This is a genomic window from Azospirillum sp. CT11-132 (genome assembly GCF_047302835.1).
Lineage (GTDB): Bacteria > Pseudomonadota > Alphaproteobacteria > Azospirillales > Azospirillaceae > Azospirillum.
In genome coordinates this window covers 474,857-495,734 of record NZ_JBGLZA010000005.1, presented here as the reverse complement: position 1 = coordinate 495,734, position 20,878 = coordinate 474,857, and the positions used below count along the sequence as shown (strand labels likewise).

Below are 20,878 nucleotides of genomic sequence, written 5' to 3'. Positions count from 1 at the left end.
TCAGGCGGCGGCCCGGTCGAGCTGTCCCGGTTCGGTTTCTCCCGCGCGGAGCGCATGGGCGAGACCGGCGGGGGTCGGGTGGTCGAAGACGATGCCCGGCGGCACCTCCACGCCCAGCCGCTTGCGCAGGCGTGACACCAGCTTGATCACCAGCAGCGAATGGCCGCCGAGGTCGAACAGGTTTTCGCCCACACCGACCCGGTCGCGCTCCAGCAGACTGGCAAACAACCCGGCGATGAGCGTTTCCAGTGGTGCCGCTGCCTCGTCCACCCCGGCGGTGGAGCGCGCCGTCTCCGGCAGGGCGACCCGGTCGATCTTGCCGTTGCCGAGCCGCGGCAGACGGTCGAGCGGCAGCAGCTCCGCCGGGACCATGGCGTCCGGCAGCCGGCGGCGCAGTTCCTCCCGCAGGGCGGCCGGGTCGAGGACGGACCCGGCGGACGGAGTGGCGTAGCCGATCAACCGTCCTTCGCCCCAGACCTTCACCGCCGCCTGGGCGACGCCGGGCACGGCGAGGATGGCGGCCTCGATCTCCGCCGGTTCGACGCGGAAGCCGCGGATCTTGAGCTGATCGTCGGCGCGGCCGACCAGTTGGAGACCGCCGTCCGGCAGCAGCCGGGCAAGGTCGCCGGTGCGGTACAGCCGCTCTCCGTCGCGTTCCGGATCGGCGCGGAAGGCGGGATCGTCCGGGCGGCCGAGATAGCCGCGGGCGACCTGGGGACCGCCGATGACGAGTTCGCCGACGGCGCCGATCGGCACCGGCCGTCCCGCCGGGTCGAGCAGCAGCACCCGGCTTCCGGCCAGCACGCGGTCGAGCGGCAGCCGCTCCGGCAGCGGGCCTGCCGGCGGCAGCGCATGGACCATCACGCCGACGGTCGTCTCGGTCGGGCCGTAATGGTTGAAGATGCGGCAGCGGGGGGCCGCGGCGCGGATGGCCTGCAGAAGCGGCCGGCCGGTGGACTCCCCGCCGAGAATGAGCGTGCCGGGAAGCACCGGAGCCGGCGTGTCGATCAGGGCCGCCAGATGGGACGGCACGATCTTCACGCAATCGATGGCCTCGTCGGCGATGAAGCGGGCGAAGGCGGCGCCGTCGGTCATGGTCGCCTCGTCAGCCACCACGAGGCATCCGGCGGCGGCCAGCACCCCGAACAGCGTGGTGTTGCCGAGATCGGCGGCGACGGTGGAGGTCAGGGCGAAGCGTCGGCAAGTGCCGAGGTCGAGCGCCGCGCCTGCCGCCGCCACATAGGATGCGAGCTGCCCCTGCCCGATCACCACGCCCTTCGGCGTGCCGGTGGAACCTGAGGTGAACAGCACATAGGCGGCATCCAGCGGGGTGGCGACGGGCAACGCGGCGTCGGGCGCCGGCTGCGCCAGGAGGGCGGCCAAATCGGCGGACTCCAGCATCCGGCAGGGGGCTGCTGCTGCGATCACCGCGGCCCGCCGCGCCTCGGGCCAGTCCGGATCGACCGGTACATAGGCACCGCCGGCCCGCATCACCGCGTGCAGGGCGATGACCAACTCGGCGGAGCGGGGCAGGACCAGCGCCACGCGCTGCCCCGGTCCGACCCCGTCGCGGTGCAGATGGCGGGCCAGACGCCCGACCACTTCGTCGAGTTCGCCATAGCTCCACCGGCGCGCGCCGTCCTGCAGCGCCGGGGCGTCGGGCCGGCTGGCGGCGAGGTTGGACAGCAGGGCGGGGATCGTCGGCGCGGCGGCGGGTTCGGGGCCAGCGAGAGCGGCATGGCAGCGGAGGTCGCGCTCCGCCAGCAGCGGCAGGTCGGCGACACGACTGGTGCGATGGCCGGGAAGGGCAACCAGGGCGGCGAGATACTGGTCGGCCAGCGCCTTGACGGCGGCGGATGCGATGCGGGCAGGGTCGGCGTGCAGGGTGATGCCCAGCGGCAGGCCGCCGGCCATCGTCACCGCCAGGGTGAGGGTGCCGACCGGTCGCGGCGCGGGCCAGCCGCGTGGCTTCCAGCGCAGGCTGCCGGTAGCGATGGCTTCCGGGGCTTCCGTCAGGGTGAAGGCCACTGTATCGGGCGACAGGATGCCGTCGGGGCGCTGTTCCTGCGCGTCGCGGTGAGCGTCCATCATCGACGCGACACGGGCGAGCAACCCGTCGACGGTCTCGTCGCCGGGCAGGCTCAAGGCCAGCGGGAGCGTGTCCTCGAAAGCACCGATGCCGTCGGCGAGCATGTCGTAGTCGCGGCGCGGGGCGTTGACCCACAGGCCGCGGAACGCCTCCTCGCCGGTGATGCGCGCGATCAGCAGCCACCACGCGGCCTGCAGCACGGCATCGACCGGCTGCCCGAGGCTGGCGAGCCCGGCGGCGGTCTGCGGCGGGATGCTGCGGGTGGCGGTGCCGGCTCCCGGAATGACCGGAACCGGGCCGGGGAGCCGTGGGTCGATCAAGGATTCCAGCCCCAGGCCGGCCCAATAGGCGCGTCCGTGAGCCGCATCGTCCGATGCGTCCAGCTCCTCCCGCCATGCGGTGAAGCGGGCAAGGCCGATTCCGGCGGCGGGCGTCCTGCCGGCATGGAGGTCGGCGATGGCGGCGACGAGCCGGACCAGTCCGCCGCGATCGCAGACCAGTGGCGAGACGGCCAGCGTCAGGGTGGCGCTTTCAGCCCCCTGCCGCGACAGCTGCGCGCGGAAGACCCGGCCGGTGGCGGGGTCGAGCGGCGTGGCCGTCTCGGCGTCGGTCTCCGTCCAGGCGACAGCAGGCACGGCGCCGACGACCTGCCGCGGGGTCCGGAAGCCCGGCACCGGCACCAGTGTCGTGCGCAGCGCGTCGAAGGTCGCGGCGGCCTGCTCCACCGACCGGCGCAGCCCATCGGCGTCGAGCGGGCCGTCCAGATCGATGACCACCTCCAGCGGCGAGCCGTCGGGAGCGCCGTTGGCGATGGCGTCGAGGATGTCGCGCTGGCGCGGCGTCAGGGCGGTCGACTCGTCCATCACAGAACCTCCATGGTGCGGGCGTCCGGGATGCCGCTTTCCACGGCCCCGCGTTCGACGATGGCGCCCATGGCCACCACGACGCGGCGTGGCCCTTCGAACGGGTCGCGGGCGTGGGCGGTCAGCATGTTGTCCACCATCACCACGTCGCCGCGCAGCCACTGGAAGCGCACCGCGCACGCCTCGTACGCCTCGCCGATCAGGGCCATGGTCTCGTCCGGAATCGTCTCGCCGTCGCCGAACAGGACGTTGCGGGGGAAACGCTCGATGCCCGCCATCTCCAGCAGGTCGGCCCGCACCTCCGGTTCCAGGCAGGCGGGGTGGTGGAGCTGCATCTGGTTGAAGAAGCTGCGCTCGCCGCTCAGCGGATGGCGGATCACCGCAGGGCAGCGGGTCCGGGTCTGCGGCGTGTCGGGATCGAGCCAGCGCAGCTCGATCCCACCGGCGGAGCAGTGGGCTTCCACCGCCGCGCGGTCATCGGTCTTGAAGAAGTCGCGCCAATCGACATCGAGGCGCGGCGTGAAGGTGCGGACATAGAGCAGCCCGCGCGTCTCCAGCATCGCCACCAGATCGGCCGGCAGGAGCGTCAGCATCCGGCGGCAGTCGACGATGGGGGTGCAGCCGCCGACCGGCGCCACCTGCTCGGCGAAGAACCACTGCTTGCGTGGCCAGCGGTCCAGATGGCTGCTTTCATTGTGATAGAGGATCATCTGCCGTTCGGGGTACGGCGTGGAACGGTAGGTGTTTCGCCCACCCTCCTTCTTCGGCAGGTCGCCGTAGGAACCGAACAGGCCAGACGGTTCCATCGCCTCGGCGAAGCATTCGAAGGCTTGCGGGTCGGGCAGGGCGAAGCCGCGGAACAGGATGGCACCGTGGCGCAGCAGCAGATCATCGATCAGCCCGCGGTTGCTCTCAGCCCAGGTGACCGGGTCGAGATCGGGCGCCGCCGGCTCCAGCATGATCAGAAAGTCCGAACCCGGCGTCAGGACCGAGCGACGGACGGGATCGGCGGCTTGCAACCGGGCCGGCCGGCAGGGAGCCGTCGGCCCGCCGAGGCGGGAGAGCTTGGCGCTGGTGCGCCGGGTCTGGTCCATGGGTGGGAATTCCTGACCGGCAGAAGGGGCGTGGGAGGGGGAAGGACGGGCTGGGACGGGTCGGTGACCGCGCGTTCCAGCAGCGTGACCCAGGCGTCGTGGAACCGGCGCACGGTCGCGGGATCGAACAGGGAGCTGGCGAACACCCAGTCGGCGGCCAGGGCAGGAGCACCGGTGTTGCCGCCGCCGGCCACCGGCTCCAGGAACAGGGCCATGTCGAACTTCGACTGGCGTTCCGCTGGCGGGGCTTCGGCGATGACGAGGTCCGGCAGTTCCAGCGGCCCGTCGGGCACGTTCTGCAGCACGAACAGGACCTGGACCAGCGGGTTGCGCCCGCGGTCGCGCGGCACCCCGACCGCTTCGACGATGCGGTCGAAGGGCAGGGCGTCATGCTCGAAGGCGTCGAGGGCCGTCTGCCGGGTGCGGTCGAGCAGCGCGTCGAAGCTGACCCCCGGCTCCAGGCGGGAGCGCAACGGCACGACATTGACGAAGAAGCCGATCAGCCCTTCCAGGGCGCGATCCGGCCGGCCGGCGGTGTCGGTGCCGACCAGGAGGTCGCCGGCACCCGATTCCCGATGCAGCATGGCATTGAAGGCGGCGAGCAACGCCATGAAGGGCGTGGCGCCGCGGCGGCGCGCCCAATCCTCCACGCGGGCCAACAGGTCCGGATCCAGGCGCAGGGGCAGGGAGTCGCCGCGCGTGGAGGCGATGGCCGGGCGTGGCCGGTCGGTCGGCAGGGCAAGCGCGGTCGGTGCCCCGGTAAGCCGGTCGCGCCAGAAGGCGGTTTCACGCGCCAGCCGCTCGCCCGACAACAGGCTGCGTTGCCAGACCGCGTAATCGGCATATTGCACCGGCAGCGGCGGCCAGTCGGGAGCCCCGCCGGCCCGTGCCGCGCGGTAGGCGGTGGCGAGATCACGGCACAGGACGCCGACCGACCAGCCATCGGCGATCATGTGGTGCATGGCGAACAGCAGCCGGTGGCGGTGCTTGTCCATCCGCAGGAGACGGGCGCGCAACAGAGGGCCGGCCGCGAGATCGAAGGGGGTGCGCGCATGCTCCTCCTCCCGCGCCCGGGCGCAGGACTCCCGTTCTTCCGGCGGCAATCCGGACAGGTCCTCCAGCGGCAGCGGTATCAACAGGGCGGTGGCGACGACGGCGGCAGGCTCCTCGTCGCGCTCCGGATAGGCGGTGCGCAGGATCTCGTGGCGGGCGACGACGGCGTTGAGGGCCGTTTCCAGCGCCGCGGCGTCGAGGTCGCCGGAAAGGTCCAGCCGGGCCGCCATCAGATAGGCTGTGCCGCCGCCCGACAGCCGGTCGACCAGCCACAGGCGCTGCTGGGCAGGGGACAGCGGCATCACCTCCCGCCGCTCCACCGGACGCAGCGGCGGGGTGTCGTCGGTACCTGCGCCGGCCAAGGCGTCGAGCTGGGCGGCGAGGGCGCGGAGTTCCGATGCCTCGAACACCGTGCGCAGGGGCAGGCCGGGCCAGCCGTCCCGGCGCAGCCGGGCGATCAGGCGGGCGGCGAGCAGGGAATGGCCGCCGAGGGCGAAGAAGTCGGCGTTGCGGCCGACGGCGCTTCCCGGCAGCAGCTCCTGCCAAAGCTGCGCAAGACGGCGTTCGGTTTCGGTGACCGGTTGCTCGTCCGCTGTGGAGGAAGATGCGGCCTCGGCATCGGGCAACGCCTTGCGGTCGAGCTTGCCGTTGGCGTTGCGTGGCCAAGCAGACATCCGGATCCAGCGTGTCGGTACCATGTAGGGCGGCAGCGTTTCCGCGGCATGGGCGGCGAGGGGTTCGGCAAGGACCTCGGCATGGGGCTCTGCCGGTTCCCACCATGCGGTCAGGTGGTCGGCGCGGATCTGGACGACGGCACGGCGGACGGCCGGATGGCGTTCCAGCGTGGCCTCGACCTCGCCGGCCTCGACGCGGAAGCCGCGCAGCTTCATCTGGAAGTCGCTGCGCCCGACCCAGTCGATGGCACCCTGCGCCGACCAGCGGCCGAGATCGCCTGTGCGGTAGAGCCGGGCGCCCGGTGCGCCGTCCGGGTCGGGGATGAAGGACAGGGCGGTCCGGCGCGGGTCGCCCAGATAGCCGCGGCCGACCCCGATGCCGCCGACGGCGATTTCGCCGACCGTTCCGATCGGGACCGCGGCGAGGTCGCCGTCGACGATGCGCAACTCCGCACCGGCGGTCGGGCGGCCGATGGGAATGGTGGAGCCGGGGAGCGGTGCCGCATACAGCGGATGGAAGGCGACATCGTCGGCGCATTCGGCCGGGCCGTAGGCGTTCATCAGCGGGATGGCGGGATAGGCGTCGAACCACGCCCCGGCATCGGCGGCGGACAGCGCCTCTCCCGTCGGCAGGACCCAGCGCAGCGCCGGCAGCGGCCGTGGGCGTCCGTCGGCATCGCGCGTTTCCGCCAGGGTGCGCATCAGCGACGGCACCGGTTCGAATAGGGTGACGCCCGCCTGTCCCAGCTGGTCGAGCAGGGCGTCGGGATCGCGCACCACACTGTCCGGGATGATCTCCACCACCGCACCCAGGAGGGGAGCGGTCAGGGTCTGCCAGACCGAGATGTCGAAGCAGGAGGGGGCGGTCTGGGCGATGGCGTCCTGTTCGCCGAGCTGCAGTGGATCGAGTTTCGCCAGCATGTTGTTCAGCATGCCGTCGCGGGTGACCATCGCCCCCTTTGGCGTCCCGGTGGAGCCGGAGGTGAACAGCACATAGGCGCGCTGGTCGCTGCGGGGTGGCACCACCGGCAGGCGGCCCTGCCCGGCGCGGGCCAGCAGATCGGCGGTGGTAAGGGCGGGCAGGTCGCTAGCGACCGTTTCGTCACGGATCAGCAGCGGATGGCCGGCCTGCTCCATCACCTGAGCCCAGCGGGCCGGCGGATGGGCGGGATCGAGCGGCAGCCACGCTCCCCCGGCCCGCAGCACCGCCACCTTCAGGCACAGCAGGTCAAGGCCGCGGGGGGCGAGCAGGGCCACCAATTCGTCGGGGCGGAGTCCCACCGCATTGAGCCCGCGGGCCAGCCGTTCCGAACGCCGCCAAAGCTCGCCATAACTCAGGCTGTTACCCTCGCACCGGGCAGCGATGCGGTTGGGATGGGTTTCGACGCGGGCGGCGACCCGCTCCACCCAGTCCGGCGACAGGTGGGAGGAGGCCGGGCCGATGGCCCATTCGCGTAAGCTCCGCGCCTCGGCCTCGCCCATCCGTGGCAGCGACGCCAACGGGGTTCCGGCACCACGGGTCAGCGACAGCAGGGCGGCGCGGAAGCCGTCGGCGATCCGGGCGAGGGTGGCGGCGTCGATCCGGCGGCCATCGGCGTCGAAGACGACCGCGAGCCGGTCGCCGGGGAACACCTCCACCGTCAGGGCGTAGTGCGTGCGCTCCACATTGTCGCGCTGGCGCAGGTCGAGCGCACCGACGCGGCGCCGCCGCCCCTCCAGCATCGGCAGATTCTGGAAGACCAGCAGCGTGTCGAACAGTGGCCCGGCGCCGGCCTGTGCCTGGATGTCGGCAAGCGCGCTGTGCTCATGCTCGCGCATCGCGGCATTGTCGGCCTGGATGCCGCGCAGGTAATCGCCGAGGCGGCGTTGGCCGGGCGCGCGCACCCGCAGGGGCAGCGTGTTGATGAAGACGCCCAGCATGTGCTCCGCCCCGTCCAGCTCGGCCGGCCGGCCGGAGGAGGTGACGCCGAACAGCACGTCGTCGCATCCCGACCGGGCGGCCAGCACGAGGCCCCAGGCGCCCTGCACCAGCGTGTTCAGGGTGACGCCCAGCCCACGCGCCGTAGTGGTCAGACGGGTGGTTTCCGCCTCGTCCAGCAGCAGGGAGTGGCTGAGCGGAACCGCGCTGCCGGTCTCGGGCGCCGGTGCCAGCATCGGCAGCGGCGTGGTGCCCTCCACGCCGGCGAGGAAGGTCCGCCAGAAGCCGGCGGCGGTGCGGTCGTCCCGGCACTGGAGCCACGCGATGTGGTCGCGGAACGGGCGACGGGCGGGCAGAACCGGAGACTCCTCCGCCAGCCGGGCGCGGTAGCGTTCCAGCACCTCGTCCAGCAGCAGGATCGAACACCAGCCGTCGACCACCAGATGATGGCGGCTCCACAGCAGCCACCAGCGGCCGTTGCCGCAGCGGATCAGCGCAAGCCGCATCAGTGGAGCCCGGTCCAGCGCGAAGCCGCGCGCCCGGTCCTCCGCCAGGAAGGCGGCAAGGGCCGCCTCGCGGCCGTTGTCGGACAGGTCGCTCCAGTCGCGGCGGGCGACGGGCAGCGTAGCCGTGCGCTCCACCAACTGCAGCGGACGGTCCACCCCGTCCCAGCGGAAGGCGGTCCGCAGGATGGCGTTGGCGGCGACGGCGTCCTGCCAGGAGGCGGTGAAGGCGTCGGCGTCGAAGGGGCCATCCGCCTCGATCACCAGTTGGTTTACGTAGGCGCCGCCGGCCGGGTAGATCAGGCTATGGAACAGCAGGCCCTGCTGCAGCGACGACAACGGATAGGCGTCCTCCAGCCCCGGACGCTCGGCGCGCAACGCTGCCACCGCATCAGCGTCGAGGCCGCAGAGGGCGAAGGGGGTGGGCTCCACCGGGACGGGCTTGCCCTCGGCCGGCGCCTGCGGCCGTGGGGTAGCGGCGGTGATTGCGGCGGCAATGGCCGCGATGGTGCGTTTCTGGAAGAACAGTTTCGGTTTCAGCACAAGACCCTGCGGCCGGGCCTTGGCGATGACCTGGAGCGCCAGGATCGAATCGCCGCCGATGGCGAAGAAGTCCTCCTCGATCCCGACCGATGGGCGTCCCAGCACCTCCGCCCAGATGGCGGCGAGCGTCTCCTCGGCCTCCGTCAGGGGGCGGCCGGCCGAGGGGGCGGGCGGGGCAGCGTATTCATCGTCCCGTAGCGACTTGCGGTCGATCTTGCCGTTCGGCAGGCGGGGCAGCGTGGGCAGGGCATGCAGCGCAGACGGCACCATCGCGTCCGGAAGGGCGGCGGCCATGGCGGTTCGCAGGGCGTCTCCGTCCAGCGTCGCCGGGGCGACGAAGGCCGTCAGGCGCAAGCCGGACCCGCCGCCGGAGGTCACCGGACGGGCGAGGACCGCCGCCTCCGCCACGCCGGGCTGGCGGCGCAGCCAGGATTCGACCTCGCCCAGTTCGACGCGGAAACCGCGGATCTTCACCTGATCGTCGGCGCGGCCAAGGAACTCCACGAGGCCGGCGGGGGTGAGGCGCACGCGGTCGCCGGTGCGGTATAGCCGGCCGCCTCTGCGCCAGGGGTCGGGCACGAAGCGCTCGGCGGTCAGCGCCGGCCTGCCGAGATAGCCGGCGGCGACACCGCAGCCGCCGATGGCGAGTTCGCCGACGACGCCAAGCGGTGCCGGATCGCCGTGGCGGTCGAGCACCGCGGCATGGACGCCGGCCAGCGGGGTGCCGATGGGAACCGGAACGCTCGGGTCTTGCGGGGCGGGGGCCGTCAGGCAGCCGACGGTGGTCTCGGTCGGGCCATAATGGTTCAGCACCCGGCAGCCGGGGGCGAGCGCACGCAGGCGGACGACGAAGCCACCCTCCAGTGCCTCGCCGCCGAGGACGAGGCAGCGGCGCGGCAACAGCCGGGCCGGATCGGCCACCGCCATCAGCGCGGCGAGATGCGAGGGCACGATCTTCAGCGCGTCGACCGGCCGTTCGGCGAAATGGCGGGCCAGCGCGTCGGGGTCGTCGGCCAGCGACGGCGCGATCACCCGCAAAGTACGTCCGCCGAGCAGCGCCCCGAACCACGCGGTATAGCCGAGGTCGGCGGTCACCGACGCCAGCGTGGCAAGCGTGGCTTCTTCCGGCAACTCCATCGCCGCCAGCACGCCTTGGGCATAGTGGGCGAGGTTGCCCTGGGTGACCACCACCCCCTTGGGCGTGCCGGCGGAGCCGGAGGTGTAGATCAGGTAGGCCGGCAGGTCTGGGCTGGCCGGGACATCAGCGACGGCTGAGCCGCCCGACCGGCCGTCGAACTCCAGCCACGCCGCTCCGCCAAGCCAGCCCGGTGCCGCGCCGTGGCCGACGATGGCGCGCGTGCCGCTGTCCGTCGCCAGGAAGGCAAGGCGCGCGTCGGGCAACGCCGGGTCCAGGCAGAGGTAGGCCGCTCCCGCCTTCCACGCCGCGATCATGCCGACGGCCAGCGTCGCGCCCCGCGGCAGCCACAGTCCGACGCGGTCACCCGGCCGCACCCCGGCGTCGGCGAGCCACACCGACAGCCGGCCGGCCGCAGCGTCGAGGTCGGCGTATGTCAGGGTTTGGTCGCCGTCCTCCACGGCCGCGCGGCGGGGATGACGGGCGACAGCGGCCTCGAACAGGGCAAGGGCCGAGGTCGGCGCGCCGGCGGCGGGTCCCCGGCGCAGCGAACGGTCGACATCGTCCGCGGTCGCCTCCAGCGTGATGACCGGAGCATCGGGATCGGTGATCGCGCGGTCGAGCAGGGCAAGGAAGCCGCGCCTCATACGGGCCGAGGTCTCCGGTCCGAACACCGCCGGGTCGGCGCGCCACTGGCCGGTCAGCCGCTCGCCGTCGTCGACCCAGCGCAGGTTCAGCTCGTTGGCGGCGCCGCGCTGCTGGGCGAACAGCTCCCGCCGGACGGCGCGGTTGACGGCTGTGCGCTTGCCCACCGGAACATAGGTGGTCATGTGGCGGTACAGCGGCCCGTTGCCGCCGGCCAGCGCGGTGATGCGGGCGAGCGGCAGGCGGCGGTGGCGCAGCAGCGCCTTCAGCGTCCGTTGTGCGGTGCGCGCGAGCTCGGCGACGGTGGGGCTGCCGGCCAGGTCGGCAGGCCAGGGCAGGGCGTTCAGCGTGTAGCCGATCATCTCGCGGTCGGCAGCCCCCTGCCGCCCGGACACCGGCGTCCCGATGATGAAGCGGTCCTGGCCGCTCCAGCGATGCAGGAAAATCTGGAAGACCGCGGTCAGCAGTGGGAAGACGCCGACGCCGGCCCGGTCGGCCGCCGCGCGCACGCGCGCCGTCATGGCGGCATCGAGCCGTAGGTCGGCCTCATTCGGTGGGCCCGGACGATCGATGCGGTCAGCCGGCAGTTCAGGCGGCGGTGCCGCATCCGTCATGCGGTCGCGCCAGAAGGCCTCCAGCCGCGCGGCCTCGGGACCGGATTGCAGCGCTCGCTGCCGTTCCAGCCAGTCGAAGTAGCGGCCTCCAGCCGTGGAGCCGGCTGCGGACGGTGCCTCATAGGCGGTGAAGGCCTGTTCGCACAGGATTTCGAAGGACAGGTAATCGCCGGCGATGTGGTGCAGGACGACCAGCAGGTGCAGCATCCCGTCCGGCTCGGCCAGCAGCCGCACGCGGCAGGCGACGGCGCGGTCGAGCGGCAACGGCAGGTCGGCCTCGCGCTCGAGCCAGCGCAGGCGGTCGGCGTCGCTCATCGCCTCGGTGGCGTGGACGGTGACATCGGGGATGAATCTGGGACCCCGTTCCATGATGAGGCGGCCATTGGCGTCCTCGCGGTAGTGGCTCGATAGCGCCTCATGCCCGGCGATGACCCTGGCGAAGGAGGCGGCCAGCCGCTGCGGGTCGATGCCGGGCGCAAGCTCCACCGCGTAGGTCATGTTGTAGGCCGGATCCTCCGGCGCCAGGCGCCAGGCGGTCCACAGGGCGCGCTGTTCCTCGCCGGCAGGAATGGCACCGGAAGTTGGGGCGGGTGCGGTCGTGATGCTGTCCATGGCCGGGTCCTCAGGCGGCGGGAAGGTCGGGGGAGCGCACCGGGTCGGCCATGGCGACCACGACCTTGCGCCTGCCGGTGAAGGGCTCCCGCCCATGGGCCGCCAGCATGTTGTCGAGCATCATCACGTCCCCGTCCTGCCAGGGGAAACTGCGGGTGCAGTCGTCCAGCACCGCGCGGATATGGTCCAGCGCCTCGTCCTCGATCGGCGTGCCATCGCCGTAGAAGACATGGCGGGGAAGTTCGGACTCGTCCTCCACCACCGCCAGCAGGCTGTCGCGCACCGCGGGCGGCAGGTTGGAGACGTGGAACAGGTGGGCCTGATTGAACCAGACCTCCTCGCCGGTCACGGGATGCCGGGCCACCGCCTGACAGATCTGCCGGGTGCGCAGCTCGCCGTCCTCGGTCCACTCCCAGGCGATGGCGTTGGCGCGGCAGAAACGCTCGACTTCCGCCGGATCGTCGGTGTTGAAGGCGCGCTGCCAGGGAAGGTCGAGGCCGTTCCCGTAATTGCGCACATACATCAGGCGCTTGGCGGCGAAGCGGGCGCGGATCGCCGGATCGATGCGCCGGGCGACCAGCCGGCTGTCGGCGATCGGCGTCGCCCCGCCGGTGGTGGCGGCGGTCACGCAGTGGAACCAGATCGTCTGCGGCCACTGCAGGGTATAGGCCTGCTCGTTGTGCAGCGGGATCGACTGGTGGGCCGGATATTCGGTGGAGGTGTAGACGCCCTTGTCCACCGCGGAGCGCGGGGTGGAGCCGAAATCATAGTTGAGCAGCGGCCGGCCGAAGCTCTCGGCGAAGGCGCGGAAGGGAGCGTCGCCATGCAGCCCGAAGCCGCGGAACAGCAGTCCGCCGGCAACGGGCAGCCGATCGCGCACCACCGCGTGGATGTCCGGCAGCAAATTCCGCCACCCCCCGTCGTCCAGCGCGCCGTCCTTCGGCGTCACCAGCAGCGGCAGGTCGGCGCCGGGAAGCAGCGGCTGCACGGCCAGAGTTTCGGGGTTTGCGGCCGGGCTCGGATCGAAAATGCGCTGGTCCATGGGGTGATCGGTCCGTCCAATTGCGGGCAGGTCTGCAGAAACGTCTTTACTGCGACTAAGAATCGTTCGCATAGTCGGGCAGAGCGTTGCTCCTGCCGGCAGGTGGGGCAGCAATCGCAGCGGGTTCTGGGCCGTGCTTGGAACGGCTTCAGCGTAGGGGTCGCATAAACAACACATATCTTGCGGGCAATCCCGCCGGGCCCTGCAGCCGGGACGAACGTTAGCGCACTACAAATCGACTTGCAAACGAGAATCATTCGCATTATGCAAGAAGGCATGACGCGATCTTCCGAACGCGCATTCCCCGAACACGATCATCTCTTCCGCGCCCTGACCTGAAGGAGCTTCGGCATGAGCTGGGATAGCCCGGACACGCGATTTCACGTCGTGGTGAATGACGAGGAACAGTACTCGATCTGGCCCGACCACAAGCCGGTTCCCGCCGGTTGGCGCACGATCGGCGTCAGCGGCTCCAAGGAGGACTGCCTCGCCCACATCGAGCGGGTGTGGACCGACATGCGTCCGCTCAGCCTGCGCCGCGCCCTGGGCGATGCGGCCTGACCGGCCGTGCCCGATCCCGTATTCCCGATGAGGGAGATGTGCCCATGACTGCGACCATCACGGCACCAACCATCGCAGCGCCATTGGGCCTGGACGGTTTCCATGCCCAGCCGGCGATCCGCCTCGGCGACGATCCGATGCTTCGCCGTCAGGAGGCGCGGGAATCGAACGCGCGCTCCTATCCGCGGCGCATCCCGCTGGTGCTGACCGAAGGCCGCGGCATCTATCTGCGCGACAGTGCCGGTCAGTTGTTCATCGACTGCCTCGCCGGTGCCGGGACGCTGGCGCTGGGGCACAACCACCCGGACATCGTGGCGGCGCTGCGCGCGACGCTGGACAGCGGGCTGCCGCTGCACACGCTGGACCTGACCACCCCGGTCAAGGACCGGTTCGTCGAGGATCTGTTCGCAGCCCTGCCGCCGGCCTTCGCCCGTGATGCCCGGATCCAGTTCTGCGGTCCCACCGGCGCGGACGGGATCGAGGCGGCGATGAAGCTGGCCCGCACCGCCACCGGGCGGCGCACCATCGTCGGTTTCTCCGGCGGCTACCACGGCATGACCCATGGCACGCTGGCAATCATGGGCAATCTGGGGCCGAAGCGGCCGTTGGGCGGCGGCACCGGCGACGCCCACATGCTGCCCTATCCCTACGACTACCGCTGCCCGTTCGGGCTTGGTGGCGAGGCCGGGGTGGATGCCGGCCTGTCGATGATCGAGCAACTGCTGAGCGATCCGGAATCGGGCGTCGTGACGCCGGCGGCCGTGGTGGTGGAGGTGGTGCAGGGCGAAGGCGGCGTGGTGCCGGCGCCGGTGCGCTGGCTGCAGGGGCTGCGGCGGCTGACCCGTGTCCATGGCGTCCCGCTGGTCATCGACGAGGTGCAGACCGGGCTGGGCCGCACCGGCCGGCTGTTCGCCTTCGAACATGCCGGGATCGAGCCCGACATCCTGGTGCTGTCCAAGGCGATCGGCGGCAGCCTGCCGCTGTCGGTGGTGGTCTACAATGCCGGCCTCGACTGCTGGGCGCCGGGCGCCCATGCCGGCACCTTCCGCGGCAACCAGCTGGCGATGGCGGCGGGGTCGGCGACCCTGTACCGGATCCGTACCGACCGCCTGGACGAGCATGCCGCCGCCATGGGCGCACGGCTGACCGGCCATCTGCGGGCGATCCAGGCCGACCATCCCTGCCTGGGCGATGTGCGGGGACCGGGCCTGATGATCGGTGTCGAGATCGTGGACGAGCGCCGGCCGCCCCTGCGGCTGGGCGCCCGGCCGGCCGATGGCGAGCTTGCCCGGTCGCTGCAGCGCCGCTGCCTGGAGCAGGGCTTGATCCTGGAGCTAGGCGGGCGCCATGGCGCAGTGGTGCGGTTCCTGCCGCCGCTGATCGTCAGCGCCGCAGAGATCGACGAGATCGCCGACCGCTTCCGGACCGCCTTGCGGGCCGCACTGGTCGACCGGGCGGCGGGCGCGGCCTCCACCAGCCTCGCGGCGGAATAGGCGGGCCGATAGATGCAAGGAACTCTTAGTCGCATTATTGAGACGGCTCCGCTGTCGTTGGCGCAGGAGCGTTTGTGGCTGCTCCAGCGCCTGGATCCAACGGATGCCGCCTATAACCTGACGCGCGCCTTCCGTCTGGACGGCGCCCTGGACGCGGCGGCGCTGGAGCGGGCACTGGAAGCGCTGGCCTGGAGGCACGCCATCCTGCGGACACGGTTCGAAGAGCGGGACGGGGCGCCGCAACAGGTGGTGCTGTCCCGTCCGACCCTGCGGCTGACGCGGGAACCCGTCCAGCCCAATGAGGCGGCGCTGGCGGAGCGCATCCGCGAGGAGACGCGGCGGCCATTCGACCTGTCCGCCTACCCGCCGATCCGCGCGACACTGCTGCCGGGGGCCGGCGGAGGGGCCGTGCTGCTGCTGGCGATGCACCACATCCTGTCGGACGGTCCGTCAAACCCGATCCTGGCGCGCGACCTGATGACCGCATACGTCGCCGCCCTGGCGGATCCGGAAGCCGACCCGGCGGCGCTGCTTCCCCCGCTGACCCTGCAATATGCCGATCATGCGCGGGCACAGCGCGACGAGGCGGCGCAGGCGCGCTTCGAACGGGCGGTCGAACGGGCCGTCAGGCGGCTCGGCACCGGCATCCCGGCCCTGGAACTGCCGACCGACCGGCCCCGCCCGAGCGTTCGCGGCAGCGCCGGGGCGCGGGGCGAGTTCGCCCTGCCGGATGAGACGGTTTCCGCCCTGCGCTCCCTGGCACGGGCAGAAGCCTGCACGCCCTTCATCCCGCTGCTGGCGGCTTGGCAGGTCCTGCTCGGCCGCTGGTCCGGGCAGGATGATTTCGCCGTCGGTGTGCCCGATGCCGGACGGAACGACGAGGAGCTGGAACCGCTGGTCGGCTTCTTCGTCGAAACCCAGCTCTTCCGCGCCCGCCTGACCCCCGGCCTGACCGGCCGCGCGCTCTGCCGGCGGCTGCGCGCGGAGGCGCTGGCGGCGCTGAGCGACGGGGCGGCCCCCATCGAGCGCCTGCTGGAGCGGTTCGATCCGGTGCGCGACGGCAGCCGGACGCCTCTGTTCCAGACCCTGCTGAACCTGCGGATGGACGCCCCCGCCGCCTTGCGGCTGCCGGGCCTGACCGTGACGCCGCTTCCGGTGCCGGAGACCTCCGCCAAGCTGGACGTGGCGCTCGACGTTGCCGTGGGGGAGGCGAGGGCGCTCTGCGCGATCGACTATGCCACCGACCTGTTCGATGCCGCGACGGCTGAGCGTCTTGCTGACGGCTTCCGCACCCTGCTGGCCGGAATGCTGGCCGATCCGGAGGCTGAGCTGGCCGACCTGCCGCTGATGGCGCCGGTGGCGCGGGCGGAGGAGTTGACGCGCTGGAACGACACCGCCCTCGCGCTGGATCCGGCGGAAGACCTCGTGGCGATGGTGGAACGCACCGCCGCCGACCTGCCGGACTGCGTCGCCCTGGTCTGCGGCGAAACCGCGTTGACTTACCGCGCGTTGAACGCACGGGCCAACCGCCTCGCCCGCTGGCTCGCCGCCCGCGGGGTCGGCGCCGACAGTCTGGTGGCGGTGGCGCTGCCGCGCGGGGTCGATCTGCCGGTCGCGCTGCTGGCGATCCAGAAGGCGGGCGGCGCCTATCTGCCGCTCGATCCCGACCAGCCGGCGGCGCGCAATGCCCACATCCTGGCCCAGGCCCGGCCGGTGCTGGTGATCGACGCGCCGCTGGCGGAGTACGCAGCCGGATACGAGGAATTGGCGGACGGCAATCCCGGCCGCCCGGTGCATCCGCGCCAGCTCGCCTACACGCTCTACACCTCGGGATCGACCGGCGTGCCGAAGGGCGTGCAGATCGACCGGCAGGCCTTCGCCAGTTTCCTCCATGCCATGCAGGCGCAGATCGGCCTCGTCGCCGACGACCGGCTGCTGGCGGTTACGACGCTGGGCTTCGACATCGCCGGGCTGGAGCTGTTCCTGCCGCTGGTCGCCGGTGCCCGCGTCATCCTCGCCACGCGCGAGCAGGCCCACGATCCGCAAGCGCTCGCCGGGCTGATCGATCGCCACGGCATCACCGTCCTGCAGGCGACGCCGGCGACTTGGCGCATGCTGCTGGACGCCACCGAGCGTTCGTGGCCGGGCCTGCGCGCGGTGTGCGGCGGCGAGGCGCTGGGCGTCGGTCTGGCCCGTCGCCTGCTGGGGCGCGGCGTGCGGCTGCTGAACGTCTACGGCCCGACCGAAACCACTGTCTGGTCCGCCGCCTGGCCGGTGGAGCGGGCCGGGGATGGCGACGGCACGGTTCCCATCGGCCATGCCGTCGCCAACAACCGCCTTCACATCCTGGACAGCCGGCTGGAGCCGGTCCCCCCCGGCGTCACCGGCGACCTATGGATCGGCGGGCTGGGGCTGGCGCGCGGCTATGGCGGGCAACCGGGCCTGACCGCGGCCTGCTTCCTGCCGAACCCGTTCCCCGAGGACATCGCACCCGGCGCCGGTGCCGGCAGCCGCCTCTACCGCACCGGCGACCGCGCCCGGCGGCGCACCGACGGCGCCATAGAATTCCTGGGCCGCCGCGACCATCAGATGAAGATCCGCGGCTTCCGCATCGAGGCGGCGGAGGTGGAGGCGGCGCTCGACAGCCATCCGCAGGTGCGCCACTCCGTGGTCGTCGCCCATATGCCGGCTGCCGGCGATGCGCTGCTCTGCGCCTATCTGGTGACGACAGACGGGACGGAACCGCCAGACCTGCGCGCCCATCTCGCCGCCCGCCTGCCGGCCTACATGCTGCCGTCGGTCTGCGTGGTGCTGGACCTGCTGCCGCTGAACGCCAACGGCAAGATCGACCGCAAGGCGCTGCCGCCGCCCGACATGCCGGCCACGTCCGCCGGGTTCGAACCGCCGGCCACCGACACCGAGGCACGGCTGGCCGCGCTGTGGGAGGAGGTGCTGGAACGGCAGGGGCTTGGCGTCACCGACGATTTCTTCCGGCTGGGCGGGCATTCCCTGCGGCTGGTCCGGCTGCAGACGCGCATCCGCGGCGTCTTCGGGGTCGACCTGCCGCTGGCAGAGCTGTTCCGCGCCCCGACCGTCCGCGCCATGGCCGCCCTCATCGACTCCCGCGGCAGCCGGGACGAGGCGGACGACCTCGCCTTCATGGCCGGCCTGCTGGCCGCTGAAGGGGTGGCCGAACCGGGCGGTGCGCCATGAGCCTGCTGCTCTCCCTCCTGCGCCGCTTCCGCTGGCGCATGCCGCTGGCGCTTGGGCTGGGCGCCGCCGGGGCGCTGGCCGGTCTGTGGGTGATCGCGCTGGTCAACCGGCTGATCGCCGGCAGTGCGGCGCCCGACGCGCCGACCTTCGCGCTGATCGCCGTACTGCTGGCGGCGGTGTTCGGCTTCGGCTTCGGTGCGCAGGCGATCCTGACGGCGCTCGGCCACCGGGTGGTGTGCGAGATGCGCACGGCGACGGTGAAGCGTCTGCTCGACACCGATGTGGAGCGGCTGGAGACCATCGGCGCCCCGGCGCTCTACGCCACCCTGACCAAGGACATCGCCACGGTCGGACAGGCCTTCAACCGGTTGCCCTTCGTCTTCTGCAACGGCGTGCTGGTGCTGGGCGGCTTCCTCTATCTCGCCTGGCTGTCCTGGCAACTCTTCCTGCTCAGCGCCGCGGTGATCTGGCTGGGGGTGGGGGCGGCCTATGGCTGGGTGTCGGCGATGCGCCGGCTGATGGTCGAGGTGCGCGAAACCGACGACTGTCTGCTCGCTGGCTATCGCGGCGCGATCGAAGGCCGCAACGAGCTGGCGCTGAACACGGTGCGCAAGCGCGTCTTCCACCGCCACGACGTGGCGGCGGCGGCGGAGCATGCCCGCGACACCGAGACCCGCGCCGACCGTTATTGGGTGCTGAGCCTGAGCTGGACCGCCCTGGTCATCCTCGGCCTGATCGCCGGCATCTTCGCCGCCGGCGAGGCACTGGACCTGCCGCGGCCGCACACCGCCGGTTTCGTGCTGGTGCTGATGTTCCTGCGAATGCCGCTGAACGATCTGGTCGGCACGCTGCCGATCCTGCTGTCCGGCAAGGTGGCGCTGGCGAAGGTCGAGGCGTTGCGCCTGGAAGCGCATCGCCCGGACTTCGACCGCCCGGAACCGGCGTGCGCGGCGCTTCCCGCCAAGGGGCCGCTGCTCAGCCTGTCCGGCGTCGTCTACGACCATCCGGCCCAGGGCGACGAGCCCGGCTTCCACCTCGGCCCGGTCGAACTGACGGTCGAGGCGGGGGAGACGCTGTTCATCGTCGGCGGCAACGGCGGCGGCAAGTCGACCCTGCTGACCCTGCTGGCCGGACTGCGCCGGCCGGCTGCCGGCACCATCCGGCTGGGTGGGCTGGAGGTGACCGAGGAGCGTCGCGGCTGGCATCGCGAGCAGATCAGCGCCGTCTTCTCCACCCCCCACCTGTTCGACCGGCTGGTCGGCCCCGACGGCCGGCTGGACGAGGAGCTTGCCCAGACGTTCCTGCGCCGGCTGCGGATGGACCGCAAGGTGGCACTGGCCGGCGACCGCCTCTCCGACATCCGGCTGTCGCAGGGACAGCGCAAGCGCATCGCCCTGCTGGCCGCGGTGGTGGAAGAGCGGCCGATCCTGCTGCTCGACGAATGGGCGGCCGACCAGGACCCGCTGTTCCGCCGCTTCTTCTACGAGGAGCTGCTGCCGGAACTCAAACGCGGCGGCCGCACCATCATCGCCGTCAGCCACGACGACCGCTTCTTCCATCTTGCCGACCGGGTGCTGCGCTGCGATGCCGGGGTGCTGTCGCCCTGGAGCGAGGTGCCGGTCCAGCCGGCGCATGCGGCGCAATGATCGCCGGGCGGCCGCCGGCCGAAACCCCCATCCCTTTCCCAAACGCCTGTCGCCGCGCCTCGCGCGGCCGGCCATGAGGAGGCGCCTTCGATGACCGCCGATTCCGACACCCTGACCGCGTCCGGCGGTGTTCCGGTGCCCTGCCGTGCGCTTGGCCGCCCGCTCCGCACCCTGTGGGACGGAGCCGACCTGACCGTCCGCCTGGATGGCGAGGTACGGCAGCGCTGGCGGCTGTCCGGCAGTGCCGCGGCGACCGAACTGACCCTGGTGGAGGATGCGGTACTGGCGGCGGACGGCGAAGACCTCCGCCGTCTGGCAGCATTCGCCGCGCTCGACGCCACCTTCATCCGCGCCGACGACCCCGCGATTTTGCGGCTGACCGCCCCCGACCGTCTCGCCGAGGCGCTGCGTCTGGACGGCGTCGTGGTGGAGGATGGCGGCACCCAGCTGGCGATGGCCGGTGCCCTGTACCAGCGGCCCGACCTGTGGCTCCTGGGCGCCGGATCGGGCGGATATCCCCAGGCGCACATCGTCTCGAACGGCCGCTACCACCCGCGCCGGCCGCCCAAGCCGCAGGGCACGCTCTACGCCCGCCACATCCCCTGGCTGGAGCAGACGCTGTCCTTCCGGGTCGCCGACATCGACGGTGATCTGGAGCGTTTCCATCGCTGGCAGAACGACCCGCGCGTCGCCTTCTTCTGGCAGGAGGAGGGCGATCCGGCCAAGCACCGCGCCTATCTGGAGGCGCAGCTCGCCGATCCCCACAGCATCCCGCTGATCGCCAGCTTGGACGGTGCGCCCTTCGGCTATTTCGAAGTCTATTGGGCCAAGGAGAACCGGATCGGCGCCTTCTACGACGCGCAGGATTACGACCGCGGCTGGCATGTGCTGATCGGCGAGGAGCATGTACGTGGACGGGCCTATGTCAGCGCGTGGCTGCCGTCGCTGGTGCATTTCATGTTCCTGGACGACCCGCGCACCCAGCGCATCGTCGGTGAGCCGCGGGCGGACCATCACCAGCAGATCCGCAATCTCGACCGCTCCGGCTTCGCCAAGGTCAAGGAGTTCGACTTCCCGCACAAGCGGGCGATGCTGATCATGCTGCTGCGCGAGCGCTATTTCGCCGACCGTCTGTGGGTGCCGCGCGCCGACCCGGCCACGACGAAGCAGAGGGGCTGAG

The 20,878-nt window shown here is 71.8% G+C and carries 9 protein-coding genes; 5 read left to right on the top strand and 4 right to left on the bottom strand.

The annotated features are described in order from the left end of the window. Genes ACCD06_RS21890 through ACCD06_RS21875 form a run of 4 tightly spaced genes read right to left on the bottom strand, consistent with a single transcriptional unit; the run spans position 1 to position 12,785 of the window. Entirely contained in the window at positions 1 to 2,952 is a 2,952-nt protein-coding gene (locus ACCD06_RS21890; RefSeq protein WP_413343491.1) for a non-ribosomal peptide synthetase, read from the bottom strand. After that, entirely contained in the window at positions 2,952 to 4,046 is a 1,095-nt protein-coding gene (locus ACCD06_RS21885; RefSeq protein ID WP_413343489.1) for a TauD/TfdA family dioxygenase, read from the bottom strand. Before ACCD06_RS21885 ends, ACCD06_RS21890 begins: the two co-directional genes overlap by 1 nt. Next, positions 3,935 to 11,743, bottom strand: a complete 7,809-nt coding sequence (locus tag ACCD06_RS21880) for an amino acid adenylation domain-containing protein (protein ID WP_413343487.1) — start codon at positions 11,741 to 11,743, stop codon at positions 3,935 to 3,937. The genes ACCD06_RS21885 and ACCD06_RS21880 overlap by 112 nt, the downstream gene beginning before the upstream one ends. Before the next feature lie 10 nt (positions 11,744 to 11,753). Continuing rightward, positions 11,754 to 12,785 (bottom strand): TauD/TfdA family dioxygenase, encoded by a 1,032-nt coding sequence (locus tag ACCD06_RS21875; RefSeq protein ID WP_413343485.1) that lies wholly within the window; start codon positions 12,783 to 12,785, stop codon positions 11,754 to 11,756. A 351-nt stretch (positions 12,786 to 13,136) separates the two neighbouring features. Here ACCD06_RS21875 and ACCD06_RS21870 point away from each other — a divergent pair, with 351 nt between their 5' ends. The 5 genes from ACCD06_RS21870 to ACCD06_RS21850 all read left to right on the top strand — a co-directional run bounded on the left by ACCD06_RS21870 (position 13,137) and on the right by ACCD06_RS21850 (position 20,877). Then, positions 13,137 to 13,346, top strand: a complete 210-nt coding sequence (locus tag ACCD06_RS21870) for an MbtH family protein (RefSeq protein ID WP_109072890.1) — start codon at positions 13,137 to 13,139, stop codon at positions 13,344 to 13,346. A 44-nt stretch (positions 13,347 to 13,390) separates the two neighbouring features. Further along, positions 13,391 to 14,839: a diaminobutyrate--2-oxoglutarate transaminase gene (locus tag ACCD06_RS21865; RefSeq protein ID WP_413343483.1), complete on the top strand. Its 1,449-nt coding sequence runs from the start codon at positions 13,391 to 13,393 to the stop codon at positions 14,837 to 14,839. Positions 14,840 to 14,851: 12 nt separating this feature from the next. After that, positions 14,852 to 18,052: an amino acid adenylation domain-containing protein gene (locus ACCD06_RS21860; RefSeq protein WP_413343481.1), complete on the top strand. Its 3,201-nt coding sequence runs from the start codon at positions 14,852 to 14,854 to the stop codon at positions 18,050 to 18,052. After that, complete coding sequence (locus tag ACCD06_RS21855; protein ID WP_413343479.1) at positions 18,049 to 19,698, top strand: cyclic peptide export ABC transporter; 1,650 nt, start codon at positions 18,049 to 18,051, stop codon at positions 19,696 to 19,698. Before ACCD06_RS21860 ends, ACCD06_RS21855 begins: the two co-directional genes overlap by 4 nt. Before the next feature lie 90 nt (positions 19,699 to 19,788). After that, a complete protein-coding gene (locus tag ACCD06_RS21850) occupies positions 19,789 to 20,877 on the top strand; it encodes a GNAT family N-acetyltransferase (RefSeq protein WP_413343477.1) in 1,089 nt (362 codons plus the stop codon). Position 20,878 lies beyond the last annotated feature (1 nt).

What these genes read in the sequence shown, in the direction of transcription:
- ACCD06_RS21890 (WP_413343491.1), bottom strand. Translation starts at nt 2,952, where the DNA reads ATGGACGAGTCGACCGCCCTGACGCCGCGCCAGCGCGACATCCTCGAC.
- ACCD06_RS21885 (WP_413343489.1), bottom strand. Translation starts at nt 4,046, where the DNA reads ATGGACCAGACCCGGCGCACCAGCGCCAAGCTCTCCCGCCTCGGCGGG.
- ACCD06_RS21880 (WP_413343487.1), bottom strand. Translation starts at nt 11,743, where the DNA reads ATGGACAGCATCACGACCGCACCCGCCCCAACTTCCGGTGCCATTCCT.
- ACCD06_RS21875 (WP_413343485.1), bottom strand. Translation starts at nt 12,785, where the DNA reads ATGGACCAGCGCATTTTCGATCCGAGCCCGGCCGCAAACCCCGAAACT.
- ACCD06_RS21870 (WP_109072890.1), top strand. Translation starts at nt 13,137, where the DNA reads ATGAGCTGGGATAGCCCGGACACGCGATTTCACGTCGTGGTGAATGAC.
- ACCD06_RS21865 (WP_413343483.1), top strand. Translation starts at nt 13,391, where the DNA reads ATGACTGCGACCATCACGGCACCAACCATCGCAGCGCCATTGGGCCTG.
- ACCD06_RS21860 (WP_413343481.1), top strand. Translation starts at nt 14,852, where the DNA reads ATGCAAGGAACTCTTAGTCGCATTATTGAGACGGCTCCGCTGTCGTTG.
- ACCD06_RS21855 (WP_413343479.1), top strand. Translation starts at nt 18,049, where the DNA reads ATGAGCCTGCTGCTCTCCCTCCTGCGCCGCTTCCGCTGGCGCATGCCG.
- ACCD06_RS21850 (WP_413343477.1), top strand. Translation starts at nt 19,789, where the DNA reads ATGACCGCCGATTCCGACACCCTGACCGCGTCCGGCGGTGTTCCGGTG.